Raw genomic sequence first — 16,900 nt, 5'->3', positions numbered from 1 at the left:
GGAGCGATCGCATCTTGCACGACGTCCATCCCGCAGCGTCCCGATCCATGCCGGGTCCCGCCGCAACCGGGCCGGGATCGCGCCCCCTGATCCGACGCCCGGAGCGCCTTGGGGGCGTGCGGGCGATGCAGGACCGGGCCGCCTCCGTCCCGACCGGGCGGTGAGCGACGCGGGCCCCTCTCCGGACGCGCCGCGCATCCGCCTCGTCTCCTGCCTCGGCACCGGGACCGACCTAGGGTTCCTGCCGCATTTCCTGCGCCATTACGCCGGTCTCGGGATCGCGCCGGACGCAATGCATCTCGTCGTCCATTCCGAGGACACGATGTCGGCCGAGCTCGCCGAGGCCGAGCGGATCCTCGCGGCCTTCGGGGCGGCGGCGCCGCGGCGCTGGATCGCTCCCTATACGAGCGACGCGATGTGGGAGGAGCGGCGCGCGCTGCAGCGCCGGGTAGCCGTGCCCGGCGACTGGATCGTGAACGCCGATATCGACGAACATTACGTCTTTCCCGCACCGCTTGCCGAGGTGATTGCGGAGTGCCGCGATGTCGGCGCCGATTGCGTGCAGGGGCTGCATATCGACCGCCTCGCCCCCGAGGGCCGCCTCGCCCCCGTCGCGTCCGAGCCCGCCCTTGCGGAGCAGTTTCCCGTCGAGGGCGAGGCGTCGTTCCGCATCTTCGGCGCGGGCCGCCATCACGGCATCTCCGCCACGACGAAGCTGATGCTGCACGCGGCCTCGGTTCTGCCGCGCCGCGGGGGCCACAACCCCGAGGGTCTGACGCCCGACAGCGCGGGGGCCGCGTCCCGGGACGGTCCGCGCTTTCTCGCCGGCAGGCCGCTCCACACGGTCCGGGCGATCGCCGACCCGGCCTTCCGCTTCGCCTTTCCGTTCCTCAGCGCGCATTACAAGTGGACCGCGAGCCGGATGCCGTCGCTCGCCACGCGCCTCGCGACCCCGGGCGTGAGCCCGGCGGGTCTCGAATACGGCGGCAAGGTCCGGGACTACCTCGCGACGCACGGCCGGATACGCCTCGGCGACGTGGCGCTGCGCGGTCCGGCCGAGCGTCCGGACCCCGATTGGCGCGGTCGCATGGCCCGGATGCGGGCGGAGGCCGCGCCCCGGCCCGCGACCTTTGCGGCGCGCGCCGAGGTGGCGGTGGTGATCCGCGCCGCGGGCGAGCGCACCGAAGCCGCCGCGCGGGAACTCGCCCTGGCTGAGGTGCCGGAGGACATGGTCGCGGTCCTGCACGAGACGCCGTTCGCGCTGGCTGTGCAGAAGGCGTTCGAGCAGGGCGTCGCGCTCGGCGCCGAGTGGACGCTCTGCCTCGATGCCGACGTGCTCCTGCGCCCCGGCGCCGTGGCGGATCTACTCGCGGAGGCGCGGCGGCACGACCCCGCGCTCTTCGGGATCAGCGGCCGTGTGGCCGATCCGCTCCTGGGCCAGATCCGCTTCGCGGGCCAGCATCTCTACCGCACGGCGCTTTTGCCGCGCGCGCTCGAGACGGCCGAGTTCGACCCGGCCAAGCGGCGGCCCGAAAGCCACGTGAAGCGGCAAATGCGGCAGGCGGGCCATGGCTGGATGCAGACCGATGTCATGACGGGCCTGCACGATGCGGAGCAATCCTTCGCCGACATCTTCCGCAAGGTCGTGGTCCATTCCCGCAAGCACGAGCGGTTCGTGCCCTATCTGCGGGAGTACTGGACGCGGGCCGGCACGGAAGCGCCCGATCTGCGGCTGGCGCTCGAGGCGCTCGAGGCGCCGGACCGGATCGCGCCCGTCCCGACCCGCCCCGGCGCGCGGGAAGCCGAAAGCATCGCCATCGACCGGCGGCTCTTTCCCGAGCGGATCGACGCCTTTCTCGCCACGATCGGGCTCACGGAGAAGCCGCCGCTCGCCCCGGACGCCATCGCCCCCGAAGAGGTCGCCCGCAGGCTCGCGCGGTTCGGGGAAGCGCCGGAATGGCAGGCCGCCCGTCCCGCGATCGAGGCGCAGTGGGGTCCGCAGAACGCGGCGGGCCCCATCGGCGGTCCGGCTCCGGGCGATCGGCCGTCCGGCCTGGTGCGGCTCGTCTCCTGCATCGGCGTGGAGGGCGAGGCGGGCGGCGACCTGCCTCTCCTGCCGCATTTCCTCGACCATTACGCGGGCCTCGGCATCGCGCCCGCGCGGATGCACCTGATCCTGAACGCCCGCGAGGAGGAGAGCCCCGGCCTCGTGCGCGCCCGTGCGCTCCTGGCCGAGCGCGGCCTGCCGGAGCCCGAGATCTGGATCGGGCCCTATACGAGTTCGGGGATGTGGGACCGGCGGCGGGCGCTGCAATCGCGCCTCGCCGCGCCCGAAGACTGGATCGTCAGCGCCGATGCCGACGAGTTCCATGACTACCCCGCCCCCCTGGACGAGGTGACGGCCTTCTGCGCCGAGCGGCGGGTGGCCTGCGTGCAGGGGCCCTTCGTCGACCGGGTCGCGGCGGATGGCGGCCTTCCCCCCGTCCGGCCCGACCGCCCGATCGGGGCGCAATTCCCGGTCCGCGCCGATATCGGCATCGCGCTCGGCAAGCGGCCCGGGGTGGATGACGCCACCGGCACGGTGAAGACGATGCTCCACCGCGGCGACGTGCTGCCGGGCCTCGGCGGCCACCAGCCGCAGGGGATCGGGCCGGGCAAGTTCCTCTACGGCCTGCCGCTCATGCACTTCCCGCGCATCAAGTCGACCGAGTGGCGAGAGACCCTGCCCTTCCGGGTCGATCACTACAAGTGGACCGCCGATCTCGCCGCCCGGCTCGACCGGCGCCGCAAGACCAGCGGGGCGAGCCCCGCAGGATCGCTCTATGGCGGGCGGATCGTCGAGTATCTCGAGCGAAATGACGGGCGGATCGATCTCGGCGACGTCAACCTGATGACCGGGGAGACGTGCGGCGAGGGAAGTTGGCGGGATCGTGTCTTGGCGATCGCCGCGACCGGCGCCGCGCTGCAGCCCGTCCGCGCCCGTGCGGCCCGCAGGCGCGCGGCGGAACGCAGGCAATCGGACACGATCGCGCCGGAATGGCGGTTGCGCCAGCTCACCTTCGGCAGCGGCACCGGGCTCTTCCACGCGCACAGCTATTACGACATCCCCGTCCTCGACGCGGGCGAAACCCGCATCGCGGCCTACCGCGCGCGCTTCGCGGAGCGCTGGATGACGCCGGAGGACGCGGTCGAGATCGGGATCGTCGATATCGCGAACGGCGGTTTCGCCCGGCTGGGCACCAGCCGCGCCTGGAGCTGGCAACAGGGGCCGATGGCGCAGTGGCTGCCCGACGGGCGGCTCGTCTGGAACGACCGCGAGGCGGGCGGGGCGGAGGGCGATGCTTTCGTGGCCCGGCTCCACGATCCGGAGACGGGCCTCACGCGGACGCTCCGGCGTCCTGTCTACGCCGTCGATCCCGAAGGCGAGACGGCCCTGTCGGTGAACATGGCGCGCCTCGACCGCGCGCGGCCCGGCTACGGCTATGTCGGCGGGGCGGACGCGCGGCCGGGCGACCGCGCCCCCGGCGATGACGGGGTCTGGCGGATCGGGCTCGGGGCCGCGGCGGAGGACCGGCTGATCCTGCCCCTCGACCGTGCGGCGGCGTTCCTCGCCGAACATCTGCCGGAGCCCGAGCGCGCCGAGCATCGGGAGGGCGCCTACGCCTACTGGTTCAACCACGTGAAGATCGCACCGGGGGGCAAGCGCTTCACCGTCAAGCTCCGCTGGCGCCGCGCGGGCCTCACCGGGCCCTGGACCGGAAAGATGGGGGTCAGCCTCACCTGCGGCATGGACGGCCGTGACCTCGCCTTCCTCGCGCGCGGGACGAGCCATGTCATGTGGCTCGACGATACGCGGCTCTATTTCTGGCACCAGGACCGCGGCGCCTTCGCCGCGATCCGCGACGCCGTGCCGAAGGCTTCCGAGCCGCACGACCCGCTCAAGGGCCTCATCACCGCCAACGTCCATATCCGCCACGTCCCCGACGATCCGCGCCGCGCGATCTACGACACGCCCTACGCCGAGGAGATCGACCTCGTCGAACTCGACCGCGCGACCGGAGAGACGCAGCGGCTCGCGCGCTTCACTGGCCATCTGCCGAAGCACGGGCCGTTCCGCTGCGACCTGCACCCCGTCCCCGCGCGCGACGGGAGCCGGATCGTCGTGACCTCGCTGCAGGATGGCGGGCGGCAGGTCTACGTCCTCGAACGGAAGGACGCGGCATGAGCGGGGAGAGACCGCGCCTCGTGATGACGCTCCTCGTGCGCGACGAGGCCGACATCGTCGCGCTGAACGTCGCCTGGCACCTCGCGCAGGGCGTGAACCATGTCATCGCGACCGACAACGGCTCGACCGACGGGACCGCCGACGCGCTGCGCCCCTTCGTGCGGCGCGGGGTGCTGACGCTGCTGAATGAGCCCTCGACCGCCTATCTCCAAGATGTCTGGGCGACGCGGATGGCCCTGATGGCCCGCGACGCGTTCGGCGCCGAATGGGTCTTCTGCAACGATGCCGACGAGTTCTGGCGCTCGCCCACGGGCGACCTGCGCGACATGCTGCCGGACGAGAGTGACGCGGCCGGGATTCTGACCTGCCGGCGGCACAACATGATCGGCCCGCGCGACGCGCTCGGGACGGGCCCGTTCTACGACGTCCTGACCTGCCGCGCCGACCCGCCCCCGCCCCTGCCCACGGGCGAAAGGACGGAGGCCGCGCTGCTCGGTCCGGGGCCGGAGGCGCCCTATTTCTACCACGCGCTGCCTCCGAAGCTCCTCCTGCGCACGCGCGGGCTGCAATCGGTGGGCCGCGGCGCCCATTCGGCCGGCTACGACGGCACGCCGCCCGCGTCGCGCCCCGTCCCGATCCGGATCTACCATTACCCGATCCGCGGGCGGGACATGTTCGAGCGCTCCGTCCGCCGCATCGGCCAGGCGGTGCGCGCGGCGCCGGAGATCCCGATCGGCACGTCGTGGAAGTACCGCCGCTGGCTCGCCATGACCGAGGCCACGGGCACGATCTGGCCGGCCTTCCGCGAGACGTTGCCGGGCCGCGCCCGGCTTCGTGCCGACCTCGAGGCAGGACGGGTGCGGCGGGACCCGACCATGGTGGAGGCGCTTCGCCGGCTCGACGTCCCGGCCCCCGAGGCCGCCCCGCCCCGGACCGGGGCGGAACGCGGTGCCGTCCCGGCCCCTGGCGATGCGGATGGCGGCCGTCTGATCCTGATCGCCGGTGCGCCGGCCGGCGGCGGAGAGGCGCTCGCGGACCTCCTCGTCCGGCGCGGCGCCACGCCGCCCCGCTGGCGCCTCGCTGCGGAGACGTCCGAGCCCGACCGGATCGGCGCGGTGCATGCGGCGATCCTGGCCGAGACCGGGACGGGGCCGGACGATCCCCGCCCCGTCCCCCCCGGCTGGTTCGACACCGACGCGGCGCGGCACCACCGCCAGACGCTTCTCGAGATGCTGATCGCCGATTTCGCCGATCTGAACGACGCCGTGATCGCCGATCCGGCCGCGAGCCGGCTGCTGCCGCTCTGGCGCGCCCTGGCCGAGGAGCAGGGGATGGACCTGACGATCTTCATCCCGATGCGCGCGCCGCTCGACATGGCCGGGGGTCTGCGCCGCGATCGCGGCCTGCCGATTGCCCACGGGCTCCATCTCTGGCTCCGGCACGTGCTCGACGCCGAAACGAGCAGCCGCGGCGTGCGGCGCTGCATAGTGTCCCACGCGGATCTCCTGTCCGACCCGGAAGGGATGTGCGCCACGCTCAAAGCGGTCTGCAGGCCGAGCTGGCCGCGCGCGCATGCCGAGATCGACACGCGAAACGTCTCGACCCCGAGCGGAACCGGACATGCCGCGGCGTCCGAGGCGGAGATGATGGCCTCCCCCCGGATCCCCGACGCGGTCAAGGAGATCCACGAGGCCCTCGCCGCCCTGCGATCGGGCGCGGAGATCGACGGGCTGGCCCCGACCTTCGACCGCGTGGCAGCGCAGATGGCCGAGACCGCCCCCCTGCCGGAACCGCCCGCCGCGCCCCGATCCCGACCGGCCCGGAACGTGGTGGACGACACCGATCCCTGGGACCGGCCCGCGGCACCCGCCGCGCCGGACGAGCCCGCAACGCCGGACCGGTCCCTCCGCCAGGCCGTAGAACGGTGGCTCGGCCGCACCGGACGCTGACCCAAATTTTCTGCTTTCAGGACGCGCATCCCGGAAGGGCCTACCCGATACGCAACCCGTATCTCCCGGTACGAAGCTGTCCGTTCTGGGCGCGTTAACCTTTCCATTGCGAAAAGGTTAACGTTTGCCATACCATTTGAACTGTTCCGGTTCCTCCGGATGGAAAATATTTTTACCGATGAAAAACCGCTAGTTAGGTCGAAAAAGGATTGTTTCATACATGGCGATTGTAAACATTACCGGCGGATCTTCTGCAGAAGGGGATGGTCGTTACGACGCGTATCCGGCCGTTTCCGTCAATCTCGACGCCCCGGCGACGGCGCCCGTGACGATCGGCTATCGCCTGCTTTCCGGCACCGCGCAGGTTGGGGACGATTTCGACTATTACGGCGGCCGACAGGTCACGTTCCAGGCCGGGGAGCAGTCGAAAACCATCCAGCTTCGCACCGAGAACGAAAGCGTCGCGGAACCCGACGAGGCCTTCGTCTTCGAGGCCTTCGTGATCTCGGGCAACGCGAACTTTCCCGGCGACGCCCCCGTGGGCCGGGCGACGGTCTTCATCCTCGACGACGACGGTACGGTCGTGCCGAACGCGATCTTTGTCTCGAGCCCCGTCCTCGTCGAAAACGATTCAGGCACGCAGACCGCAAATTTCGAGGTCAGCTTGTCACGCCCGGCCACGAACAGCTTCAGCATTCCCTGGACCACGCAATCGGGCAGCGCGACGGCGGGTGAGGATTTCCGGGCGGCCGATGGCACCTTGAGCTTCGTCGCGGGACAGACGAAGGCAACGATCGGCGTGCAGATCTTCGGCGACGAGAAGGTCGAACCGAACGAGCAGTTCGGAATCCGCTTCGCCACCCCCTCGGGCTTCGCCGAATCCGCGCTCGGCGTGGCCACGATCATCGATGACGACACCGCCCCGAACGGGCCGTCGGTCAGCACGGCCGGAGCGACGCTCACCGAAAACGACGGGAGCTACGACAATTACGCCGATCTGGCGGTCAATCTCAGCAGCCCCGCTGCGGCGACGACCCAGGTCGGCTACCGCCTAGTCTCGGGAACCGCGCAGGTCGGAACCGACGTCGATTACTATGGTGCCCGGTCGGTCACATTCCAGCCCGGCGAACAATCGGAGACGGTCCGGATCCGTACCGATAATGACACGAGTGTCGAGTCGGACGAGTTCTTCCTCTTCGAGGCGTTCATCGAAAACTCCGAGACGACGACCGCGCGCATCCCTGGCGGCAACGTCGTCGACCAGTCGATCGTCTGGATCCTCGACGATGACGGCCTCGGGCAACCCGCGATCGGGATCACCAGCCCGACCGTCGTAGAGGGCGATTCCGGAACAAGCGACGTCGCGGTGAAGATGTCGCTCTCGCGACCCGCGACGGAATCGTTCCAGATCGCCTACCGGACCGTCGGCAATGGCTCGGCGGTGGCGGGACGGGATTTCGTCGCCCAATCGGGGACGATCAACGTCGCGCCGGGCCAGCAGGATTTCTCATTCAACGTGGAAATCATCGGCGACCGCAACGTGGAATCGGAGGAATCCTTCCTGCTGTCGCTGTCACCGTCGATCTTCTACGACGGCGCGACGGTCTCGACGATCACCATCGTCGACGGGGACGTGGCGCAGCCAACGCCTGGCCCGGGCAACGATTCCGTCGATTATTCCGACTACACCACCTCCCAGACCATTCGCGGCCTTGGCGGCAACGACCGCATCATCGGCGGGCTCGTGCGCGACTTCCTCAACGGCGATGACGGCAACGACATCATCAACGGCGGTAATGGCAGCGACATCATCCGCGGCAATTCCGGCTTCGACCGGCTCTTCGGGGGCAACGGCAACGACGTCGTCCGCGGGGATGCCGGCAACGACACGATCTCGGGCAACAGCGGCGCCGACATCCTCTACGGCGATGACGGCTACGACCAGATGTTCGGGGGCGACGGCAACGATGTTCTCAGGGGGGGATCGCAGGCCGACCTGATGCTGGGAGAGGGTGGCGCCGACGAGCTCGTCGGCGGGGCCGGCAACGACCGGCTCGAGGGGGGATCGGGCAACGACCTCCTCTCGGGCGAGATCGGCAACGACGCGCTTTTCGGCGGCAGTGGCAACGACCGGCTCTTCGGCGGGCTCGGCTTCGACCGGCTCGACGGCGGCGGCGGCGCGGATGTCCTGCGCGGCGGCGAGCAGGCCGACAACCTTTTCGGCCGATCGGGCAACGACGTCCTCGACGGGGGCGAGGGCAACGACCGGCTCTTCGCCGGATCGGACAACGACGAGATGACCGGCGGGGCCGGCGCGGATGCGCTCTTCGGCGAAGCCGGAAACGACACGCTCATCGGCAACGACGGCTCCGACCGTATCTTTGCCGGCTCGGGTTTCGACCGGATCGTCGGGGGGGCGGGCGACGACGTGCTCGCCGGAAACTTCAACGCCGACCGCTTCGTGTTCCAGAACGGGTTCGGCCGCGACCGGATCCTCGATTTCGAGGCGCGCAACAGTTTCGAGAAGATCGATCTCTCCGACGTCTCGTCGATCGGCGGCCTGGGCGATCTGAGAGCCAACCACCTGAGTCAGCAGGGGGCCGACGCAATCATCGACGCCCTGGGCGGCAACACGATCACGCTCGTCAACGTCTCCATCGGCGATCTCGACCAGACGGATTTCGTGTTCTGATCCGGCGACCGGTTCCGCGGCGCGCTCAGAGGCCGCTGCGGAACCGGTCCTCCCTGTTCTGGCCTGCGAGGCAGCGGTCGAAATGGGCCACGAGACGGGGGCTGTAGAACCGTTCGAGCATCGCGCGGATCTTCGCGACATAGGCCGGCTGCAGGGGCGATCTGAGCGACCACGGGAGCTTGATCGCGCGGATCGCGATCTCCTCGAGTTCGTCGCGCTCCATGTCGAGATCGAGCGCGAAGATGTTGCCGTCATTGGCGTCCGAGAGGATCCGGCGCCCCTCCGGCATCTGGTCGAAGAGGTATTTCGGCCCGATCCCGAACATCACGTCCTGCTTCATGTAGAGCTGGAGGTCGTGATGGATGACGATCTTCGGGCCCGAGAGACGGGGCCAGATCGAGAGCGTGTCGAGGATCGGCCAGGGATGCTGGTGGTTGGCATCGATGAACGCCATCTCCCATTGCGTGCCCAATTCCTCGACATCGAGCGAGGTCTTGAACTTGACGAGGCGCGCGTCGAGCGTCCCGCCGCGGTGGATCTCGTCGAAGAGGAAGCCGTTGGGCTTCGTCGGATCGCCGAAGAACGTGTCGTCGTGGTCGATCGAGGTGAAGCTCTTGCCTCCGCTCTCCCCCAGGAAGCGGGCGATGAAACCCGACGAAAGCCCGGAGGCCATGCCGATCTCGAGAAAGGCCGCCGGCCGGTGGGCCCGGACAAGATCGCGGATGAAGACGAGCTCGTCGATCGAGACGGAGCCCCATCCCTTGCGCCAGACCGCGCGGTAAAGCTCCGTGATTTCATCGACTTCCATCGCGGTCTTCCTCTTCTCGTTTCGGTCCGGACACCCCGCCTCACGCAGCCGCGGGCAGCGCGTCGATCTCCCTCAGGAACGCGCGGAACATCTCCCGTTCGGCATCGAGGCTGCGCGCGCGCCAGGTTTCGCCCGCCCGGTCGTGGAGCGCGCCGAGCTCCTCCGTGTCGAGCGCGAGGATCCGTTCGAGCGCATGCGTGGCATCGGCCATGTCCTCGAAGCGGTACTCGAAGCAGTTCTTGTCGAACCGGCAATAGGACATGTTCCCCTCCACGTCGGGCGTGACGACGATGCACCCCGCGGCCATCGCCTCGAGCCCGGGCAGGTAGAAGCCCTCGAGGCGGTTCGGCGTGCAGAGGAGCACGTCGACCGAATGGTAGAAGTCCCGAAGCTCCGGCCACGCGACCGTGCCGCCCATGGCGTGGAACGAGAAGCGGTCGTCGCCCGCGAGCGAGGCCGCGAGGCGATGGCCGAATTGCGACTTCCAGGTGGTGAAGCCCACGCGGAGCGGGCGTCCCGGCGGGATGCGGGGGGCCCGCTCGAAGAACGCGCAATCGTGGCCGAGCGGGATGTTGGCCAGCGCCGAGCCGTCGTGGAGGAAGGGCCGGATCGCGTCCCGCACCTCGTCGTTGATCGTGATCCGCGACATCGGCCGGCTGAGGAGCCGCCGCGCATAGCCGTCCTGGAACGTCACCTGCGCATGGCGCGTGTTCTGGACGATGTGGAGGATGTTGCGGGCCGGTACGCCCTGCCGCAGCAATGGCTCGACATGGCGGAAATCGGTAGGCAGCGAGAAGAAGTAGAGATCGTCCGGCGCGGCGAAGAGCCGTTCGTAGCCGTGATAGGGCAAGGCGCGGGCAGAGACCGGCGCCAGCCGCGGGTTCTGAAAGAGATGCGGCGCCTGTTCCGGCCGCTCGCAGCAATAGACGCGCACGTCGAGCCCGAAGGCGAGCGCGTGGGCGATGTAGTCGTAGCATTTCACGATCCCGCCGACGGGCTTCAGGGTCGGCAGGACGACATGGAACCTGCGGCTCACATCATCCCTCCCAGCATCTCGGCCGTGGCGCGCAGGCAGTCCGCGGGGGCGAGGCGGCCGAGCCCAAGCGCACGGGCGGCATCGCGGCGGGCCACAAGCTCCTCGGGACGCGCCGCCAGGCGGTGCAGCAGGTCGTGAAGCGCGGTCGGATCCGCGGGGTCGAGGAGCCAGCCCGCCCCGCTCTCCTCCACGATACCGGAGACTTCGGTGAAGCCCGGATGGACGATCGGCACGCCCATGCCGAGCGCCACGACGGAGCGGGTCACCATCGCGAGGCGCCGCTCCTCGGTGGGCTGGAAGAGGTCCACGAAGAGGTCGTGTCGCTGCAACAGGCGGAAGTAATCGTCGAGGAGCATGATCCGGCGGACCTCTGTCCGGGGATGCGCGAGACAGGCCGCGAGCCCCGGGATGGCTTGCGTGATCTCCACGTCGAGCCGCGGGATCAGGAGCGTGAGGCGCAGGGCCGGGATCGCCTCGAGCGCGCCTGCGAGCTCCACGAACATGTTCCCGTAATCGAGCCAGCGCTGGTAATAGCCCGCGACGACCACGGAAAGCGCGCCCGGGGCGGGCTCCGTCTCCCGCGCGGGCCAGGGATAGGTCATGTCGGCCTCGACGACCGGGATCTCCGGCCGCGCAGGGTCCGCCTGCGCGATCCAGTCCCGCGCGTAGTCGAGCTTCTTGGCGCCGTTCACGATCACGGCGGAGGCCATGTCGAGCGCCCGGCGCTTGCGCGCCCGGAGCGCGTCGAGATGGGCGGGGCCGTGGCCCTCGCCTTCCGCCTCGAGCACCTTCGGCGCGAAGAAGTCGAAGACGATGTGCCCGGTCGCGGCGCCTTCGATCTCGTCGATGTAGTTGCTGTTGCAGATCAGGGTCGCGAAGGGTCGCGCCGTGTCGAGGAACTGGCGCAGGGCGCCGTAGCGCAGAACCATCGTTCCGGGCGGGACGGCGGCAAAGGCCGCATGCCCGGCCTCGAGATGCTCTACGCGGTGGCGGGGAACGGTCACCGTGACGTCGAAGCCGTGCGCGCGGAGCCCCGCGGCGAGACCCGCCGTCCGCATGCCCGAGGCCGAGACCGGCAGACCCATGCCCGGGACCGCGTCGTTCGCGATCGCGACGATCCTGTGCGCGGCGCTCATGGCGCGATCTTTCTCAGAAGGCTCAGGCCGCTGCGGATCTCGTCGCAATGGTCGTGCGCGATCGTCCGGAACTCCTCGAGGACCAGTCCCGAACCCGCGACGTCGGAGAAGAGCGCATGGGCGTCGCGCACGCTTGCGGGATGAAAGGGGATGTCGCGGATCTCTGGATCGGCGACGTGGTCCATGACCACAAGGAGCGCGCCGCCCTGCCGTGTCGCGGCGAGCGCGTGGGCCAGCGCACGCCGCTGGCCTTCGGGATCGAGGAAATGGAGGAGGTTGACGAGGAGCGAGAGATCGTACCGCCCCGGCCCGATCCCCGCCGCCTCTGTGACATCGCCCGGGATCGCGGTCACGCCGTCCAGATCGGCGCGGCAGGTCTCGAGCAGCCGTTCGTCGCGCTCGATGCCCGTGAGGCGCGCGCCGCGGTCGGCACATTCCGACAGCACCCGGCCCGCGCCGCAACCCCACTCCACCGCGCTCCAGTCCCGCCCGGGATCGATCCGGTCGAGCGCGGGCCGCAGGACCCGCATTTGCTCAAGATGGGCACGCTTGTTCGCGGCAAGGCCCAAGGGGCGCGAGGAGACCAGACGGCCGTTCTCTCCGAACACGCCCGAGGCCGCGGCGCGGCGGTCGAAGTCCTGAAAGCACCACTCCGCCGTGACCGGAGCCGCATCGTGGCGCACCAGCCGCGCGGTGGGACGCACACGCGCGCGAAGCGCCCGGTACTGGGCCTCGTCCTGCACCACGATCCGGTCGAAGACACTCAGCCCGTCCGCGATCCCGCCGAAGAGCAGCGTCAGGTCCCCGGCCGGAAGGTCGGGCGGGATCACGAGATAAACCACGACCCGCTCGAGCACGCGCTCGTAGGCTTCCCAGGCGAAGGAGACCGGATCGAGCACCGCCAGCACCTCCGCGGCCACCAGCGCGGCCTCGAAATCGGGCCGGAAGAGCTGCTCCACCTGCCAGGACCCGGCCCTGCGCGCATAGGCCATCCGCGACGCAGGGGCCTGCGTCACCGCTCCGGCGGGGTCTGGGGAGAGGTTTTGCTGCATGTCGACCTGTTTCTTGCCGCGACGGGAGGGGGTCACTGCGACCCGGGTCGGGCCTTCAGGGACCGGTACCGGTTCATCGCCCCGCGCAGCGGCCCCGTCAGGCGCCAGATCGTGCTGTTGGCGATGGCCTCGTAGGTGCGCAGCGAGGTCTCGCTCTGCGCCCGTTCGCGCTCGAGCGCGGCCTCAAGGTCGCCGAGACGTCGGGAGAGCGCGTCGACCTCCTTCGCCTTCTTCCTGTAATAGGCGTTCTCGAAGGCCAGAAGCTCGTTCTCCATGAGAAGCTTACCGGCATCGGCCTCGTGGCGGAACCTCGTGGACGGGTCGTCGGACAAGTCGGATCCTCCTGATGGGCTGTCCTGGAGCGCGGCGAGACGGGACCAGATCCGCGACGCGGCGCGCCCGTTCTCGGGATCGGCGACGCGCAGCGTCCGCGCGGCAGAGGCGCTCAGGCTCTTGTCGTAGACCTCCGACGTGCTCCGCTCCTCGAGGCCGAGGCCCCAGCGCGCGTTCAGCCGGCCCGCGAGCGGCACGCCGCGCGACAGGCTCGCGTGATCGACGACCATGACGTCATCCCGGTGCCGCTCGGCGAAATCGGCGAGCTGGAGATTGGAGACGGTCCAGATCCGGAGCGCCAGGTCGGGCACCGAATGGAACGGCGAGATCCGGCCCTGTGGCGCGCGGGCGTGATCCTCGGCATGGCGGCGGTTCATCGAACGGACGCATTCGACCGCGTTGCGGTAGATCACGAGGATCTTCGCGTCGGGCAGGAACAGTCTCCAGAGCGGCAGGAAATGGCAGATCCGCGGATCCTTGAACCCCCAGACGGCATGCGCGGCCTGCCGCCGCCCCACGAAATCCCGCATCCGCCCGCGGATCTCGTCCGGAACGACCGGCACGATGCGCCGGTCGAGCATCCAGTCGGTTCCGTTGGCCGCGAAGATCGCGTTGTGGATATCGATGACCTCCTGGTCCTCGAAATGCCCGTGCGGATTGCTGCTGTTCCCGGCGAGGAGCGTGTCTCCGACGAAGAGCCCGCATTCCCGCAGGTACTGCGCCGTGAGCGACGTGCCGCTTCGATGCGATCCCGCTATGATGAGGGTTCGTGACACGATGCGGGGTCGGGGTCCTGGGCTCGTTTCCCCGTCACTAGGCCGCAAATCCGGGGGGGTCAATTCCGGAGCGTCCCGTCGCGGGGGACCGGGCAGCACCGACGCCCCCCTTTCACGCCACGGGCGCCCGCGTTCCCGTTTCGGAGCGGAGAAGCGCCGCCACATCCCCCGCGAGATCGCCCGTGCTCTGGCAAAGCCGCGTGGCCCCGCTTTCGGCGAGCTCGGCCGCGCCGCCGTAACCCCAGGTCACGCCGAGCGCGGTCATGCCGTTGCGCCGGGCGGCCAGGACGTCGTGCTCGCGGTCGCCGACCATGCACCCGTCCCGGGCCGAGAGCCCCCTTTCGTCCAGGATATGGGCGATGAGCGTGGCCTTGTCGTCGAACCGGTCGTCGAACGTGGCGCCGTAGAGGCCCTCGAAGGCCGCGTCGAGACCGAGATGCGCCATGATCCGCCGCGCATGGGGAAGCGGTTTCGCGGTGCACAGAAAGAGCCGGTGACCTGCTTCCGAGAGCGCCGAGAGCGTGTCCTCGATGCCTGGATAGGGCACCGAGAGGAACATCCCCTCCGCCTCGTAGGACGCGCGGTAGAGCGCGAGCGCCGCCTCGACATCCCCGCCCTCCCCGAGGAGCGTCTCGAAGCTCCGCCGCAGCGGCGGGCCCACGACCCAGTCGAGCGTCGCCTCGGCCGGGGCGGGTCGGCCGAGCGTGTGGAGCGCATGGCGCAGCGAGGCGACGATCCCAGGCGCGGAAGCCACGAGCGTGCCGTCGAGATCGAGGAGGACGAACGTCCCCTGGGGCCTGTCATCGGTCATGGCCGGCGGCCTAGACCGCGCGGGCGCCCCTGTCGAGCGCCTTTCCCGCTCGTTCAGAGCACGACGAGGCCGGAGAGATCGGCGGCGGCGCGGGGGCTCAGCCCGCCGGGAAAGACGAGCTGCCAGATCGAGCGGAACCGCCCCAGTTGGGTGCGCCGCGCGACGATCGCCTCGGCCCGGACCGGCCCCATGCCCGGCAGGGCGGCGAGGATCGGGACGGGGGCGGCGTTGAGGTCGATCGGCGCACCCGGATCTGCCGGCGGGAGCGGGTCGGGCAAGGGATCGGGCAGCGGGTCCGATGCGAGACGGGCCGCGGCGCGGAGGGCGGCGCCCGCGTCGAGCACGCCGCTGCCGAGATCGGGATCGCCCGGCGCGCAGCTCTCGCGCACGATCCGCACGGCCTCCGCCGCATCGAGCCCGGGCGCGCGGGACCGCACGAGCGCCACGACCCCGGCCGCGCAGGGTGCGGCGAAGGAGGTACCGTAGACGACGTCGCGGGCAGGCGCGGGCACGCTCGCCACGGGAATGCCGAAGCCGGGCCCGCCCGTGACGCCGCCCGGTGCGGCGAGGCTTATCGTCTCGCGGCCGTGGTAGGAATAGGGCGCACGCCGCGCGTCGGGACCCAGTGCCGCGACCGCGAGCATGCCCGGCAGGGCGTCCGGCCCCGTCGCATGGGCGGAGGGCCAGTGCGGGGTGCCCGCCGCGACATCGGATCCGTTGCCCGCCGACATCACCACCGCGACGTCGCGTGCCGCGGCCGCGCGCAGCGCCTCGCGGATACCCACCACCATGCCGCCCGTCCGCCAGCTGAGGTTCATCACGCCGCGTTCGCCGTCCTTCAGGAGCGCCAGTCCGCGCCGTATCGCGGCCGCGCGCAGCGCGTAAGCCGCGCCCGAGGCGATCCCGGAGATGCGCATGGGTTGCAACGTGCAGCCGGGCGCCACCCCACGGATCCCGCCGCGCCCCACGGCGACGCTCGCCACCGCGGTGCCATGTTCGGGCGCGGCCGGACCGCCGCCGGTGAAATCCTCCTCCGCGCGCAGATGGGGGCCCGCGAGGTCGGGATGGTCCGCGGCGACGCCGCCATCGACGACGAGGAGGACCACGTCCGGATCGCCCCGCGTCTCCGCCTGCGCCGCGTCGAGATGGACGAGCGCCGCGGCCCAGTCCCGCTCCGCGACACCCGCCGCCCCGCCCGCCTCCTCGAAATCGTTGCCCGCGGGCACTTCGGCCAGTTCCGCGAAGGCCACGGCCGGGTCGGACGCGGCGCGGGTGAGGAGCGCGATCGCGCGGGCGAGGAGGTCGCCCCCGTCCTCGCCTGCCAGCCGTGCGCGGACGAGCCCCGCCTGCCGGAGCCGCTCGGCCTCGCCGGGGTCATCCACGCGGGACACGAGGTCCAGCCGTTCGAGAAGTGCTGCGACCTCGTCCGCGCCTTGTGCGCCGTCGAGCCAGAGCTCCACGCAGCCCGGCACGAAGCGCCGCTCCGCGCCCGACGCATCGGTGACCACGGGACCGATACGGGCCCCGAGCGCCCGGCGCAGCGCCAGGAGATCGGCCGGCGCGGCCTCGAGATCGGAGGGGCGGAGCGTCACCGCCTCCCCCGCCCCGCCGAGGGCGGTGGCCTCGGTCACGAAGCCCTGCGCGGGAGGAGACGCCGCCGCCCAGACCTCGCGCTCTACGACATAAGCGCAAGGTCGCACGTCGAGGGCGATGCCCGCGCCGTCCGGATCGGGCAGCAGGTAGCGCTTCGGCGCGAGAACGGCCCCGAGGGTCTCGCGCGGCACCGCGCTCGCGCCCGCGAGTTCGTCGAGAGAGAACCAGGGGCCGGCCTCGGCAAGGGTCTCCGCCCGTCCGGGGGCGATCTGCGGCAGCAGGGCGAGCCTGCCGGCATCGAGCGCGTCGAGATCGAGGCGCGGAACCGGACGGCCGGGATCGGCCACGAGCCGGTCGAGCTCGGCGCGCGTGGCGGGTGGCAGATCGGCGGCCTCGAACTCGTCCGCGGGACGGCCGAGCCAGAAGGCGATGGCGGTCTCGCGGCTCAGCGGGGCGCGGGTCACGGCGGGATCGGCATGTGGCATGGGA

General features: G+C 70.7%; 10 protein-coding genes. 3 read left to right on the top strand and 7 right to left on the bottom strand.

Annotation, left to right across the window (positions count from 1 at the left end):
* The first annotated feature begins 160 nt into the window (after positions 1-160).
* The 3 genes from LX81_RS14430 (at position 161) to LX81_RS14420 (ending at position 8,866) form a co-directional block, all read left to right on the top strand.
* Positions 161-4,225 carry a hypothetical protein gene (locus LX81_RS14430; RefSeq protein WP_111538030.1) on the top strand — a complete coding sequence of 1,355 codons (4,065 nt, stop codon included), beginning with the start codon at positions 161-163 and terminating at the stop codon, positions 4,223-4,225.
* Positions 4,222-6,174 (top strand): glycosyltransferase family 2 protein, encoded by a 1,953-nt coding sequence (locus LX81_RS14425; protein ID WP_111538029.1) that lies wholly within the window; start codon positions 4,222-4,224, stop codon positions 6,172-6,174. The genes LX81_RS14430 and LX81_RS14425 overlap by 4 nt, the downstream gene beginning before the upstream one ends.
* Before the next feature lie 220 nt (positions 6,175-6,394).
* Complete coding sequence (locus tag LX81_RS14420; RefSeq protein ID WP_111538028.1) at positions 6,395-8,866, top strand: Calx-beta domain-containing protein; 2,472 nt, start codon at positions 6,395-6,397, stop codon at positions 8,864-8,866.
* A gap of 25 nt (positions 8,867-8,891) precedes the next feature.
* Here the strand turns inward: LX81_RS14420 and LX81_RS14415 are convergent, their stop codons facing one another.
* The 7 genes from LX81_RS14415 to LX81_RS14385 form a co-directional block, all read right to left on the bottom strand.
* Positions 8,892-9,674 carry a class I SAM-dependent methyltransferase gene (locus tag LX81_RS14415; protein ID WP_111538027.1) on the bottom strand — a complete coding sequence of 261 codons (783 nt, stop codon included), beginning with the start codon at positions 9,672-9,674 and terminating at the stop codon, positions 8,892-8,894.
* Between the two features lie 40 nt (positions 9,675-9,714).
* Positions 9,715-10,710 (bottom strand): glycosyltransferase, encoded by a 996-nt coding sequence (locus LX81_RS22530; protein ID WP_111538026.1) that lies wholly within the window; start codon positions 10,708-10,710, stop codon positions 9,715-9,717.
* Entirely contained in the window at positions 10,707-11,846 is a 1,140-nt protein-coding gene (locus LX81_RS14405; RefSeq protein WP_111538025.1) for a glycosyltransferase family protein, read from the bottom strand. Before LX81_RS14405 ends, LX81_RS22530 begins: the two co-directional genes overlap by 4 nt.
* A complete protein-coding gene (locus LX81_RS14400) occupies positions 11,843-12,934 on the bottom strand; it encodes a class I SAM-dependent methyltransferase (RefSeq protein ID WP_146259436.1) in 1,092 nt (363 codons plus the stop codon). The genes LX81_RS14405 and LX81_RS14400 overlap by 4 nt, the downstream gene beginning before the upstream one ends.
* The gene (locus tag LX81_RS14395; protein WP_111538023.1) at positions 12,931-14,007 is read right to left on the bottom strand and encodes a sulfotransferase family protein; all 1,077 of its coding nucleotides are present in this window, start codon (positions 14,005-14,007) and stop codon (positions 12,931-12,933) included. The genes LX81_RS14400 and LX81_RS14395 overlap by 4 nt, the downstream gene beginning before the upstream one ends.
* Positions 14,008-14,119: 112 nt before the next feature.
* Positions 14,120-14,818 (bottom strand): HAD hydrolase-like protein, encoded by a 699-nt coding sequence (locus LX81_RS14390; protein WP_111538022.1) that lies wholly within the window; start codon positions 14,816-14,818, stop codon positions 14,120-14,122.
* Positions 14,819-14,871: 53 nt separating this feature from the next.
* Complete coding sequence (locus tag LX81_RS14385) at positions 14,872-16,896, bottom strand: S8 family serine peptidase (RefSeq protein WP_111538021.1); 2,025 nt, start codon at positions 16,894-16,896, stop codon at positions 14,872-14,874.
* Between the last annotated feature and the right edge of the window lie 4 nt (positions 16,897-16,900).

Origin of the sequence: Palleronia aestuarii (assembly GCF_003253995.1) — a bacterium.
Lineage (GTDB): Bacteria > Pseudomonadota > Alphaproteobacteria > Rhodobacterales > Rhodobacteraceae > Palleronia > Palleronia aestuarii.
Note: the sequence above shows the minus strand (reverse complement) of the source record. Positions and strands in the feature narration are given on the sequence as shown.